Source organism: Streptomyces sp. P9(2023), from assembly GCF_032436795.1.
Lineage (GTDB): Bacteria > Actinomycetota > Actinomycetes > Streptomycetales > Streptomycetaceae > Streptomyces.
In genome coordinates this window covers 1-1,049 of the sequence record NZ_JAUPWM010000101.1, presented here as the reverse complement: position 1 = coordinate 1,049, position 1,049 = coordinate 1, and the positions used below count along the sequence as shown (strand labels likewise).

Sequence of the window (1,049 nt, the reverse complement as noted above, 5' to 3'; positions counted from 1 at the left end):
TAGGCGGTCTCGATCTCCCAGCGCTCGTGGTAGAGCCGGACGAGTTCACCGGCCGGGTGCGTCGAGGGGTCGGTGAGGGTGGTCAGCAGCCGGTAGTGGCCGGTGCGGGTGCCCGCGGCGGTGCGGATGCTGACCTCGGCGTCGATCACGCGCACGGTCAGAGCGCCGAGGCGGGCCAGGAACGAGCCGTCACCACAGCGCGCCACCGCCGGCAGGTTCCGGCTGGACTTGCAGCGCACCAGCAGATCGGCGCCGGTGGCGGAGAAGTGGTTCAGCAGTGCGGCGGCGGCGAAGTTCCGGTCGCCCAGCAGCAGCATCCCGGCCCGCAGATCCGACGCCAGGCGGCGGGCGTACTCCAGCTCACCGGTGGCGGCCGGACCGAATACGGCCCCGATCACCGACCGGGTCCCGCAGGCCACCAGCGCGGCCAGCCGCAGTTGCGGGTAGCCCGAGATCCCGTTGCCCAGCCGCTGCCGGGTGAACACCGTGAGGTTGGCCGGACAGTCCGGGACCGACAGCAGCGTGCCGTCGACCGCGACCACTCTCAAGCCCCGCCACCACCCGGCCGCAGCGGTCGTGGCCGCAGGACCCCTCACCAGGTCGAACAACGCTCGCATCGGTGCCGGTCCCAGCCGCTGGCGGGCCTGTCGTAACGCGCTGCCGCTGGGCCGGGCAAGTGCCAGGCCCGCCAGCCCGGCACACAGCCGGTCGAAGACCTGCCGGTAGCCCAGCCCGGTGAACAGCGCTCCGGCCAGCAGCAGGTACACCGTGACCCGCGCCGGCACCAGCCGGACCCTGCGCTGCACCGCACCGGTCTGCGCCAGCACCTCATCGACCATCTCGAACGGAACGATCCGGGTCAGCTCGCCGATATGCCCCGGCGCGAACACACCCGCAGCTACCCCGACCGTCCTTGTTATGGCAGCCTGTTCCAACAGCGGAGCTCCTGTGGTGAGGATGTCTTGGAGGACAAACCTCTTCTACAGCAGCTCCGCTGCCTCGTTCACCGGCCTTGACGAACAGCCCCCGCCCTTAACTGAACGGCGTTG

The 1,049-nt window shown here is 70.7% G+C and carries 1 protein-coding gene; it reads right to left on the bottom strand.

What is annotated here, in order from left to right; all coding sequences use genetic code 11:
• A partial coding sequence (locus tag Q5762_RS36805; RefSeq protein ID WP_315896675.1) for an IS4 family transposase occupies positions 1-890 on the bottom strand: 890 nt, incomplete at its 3' end.
• Positions 891-1,049 lie beyond the last annotated feature (159 nt).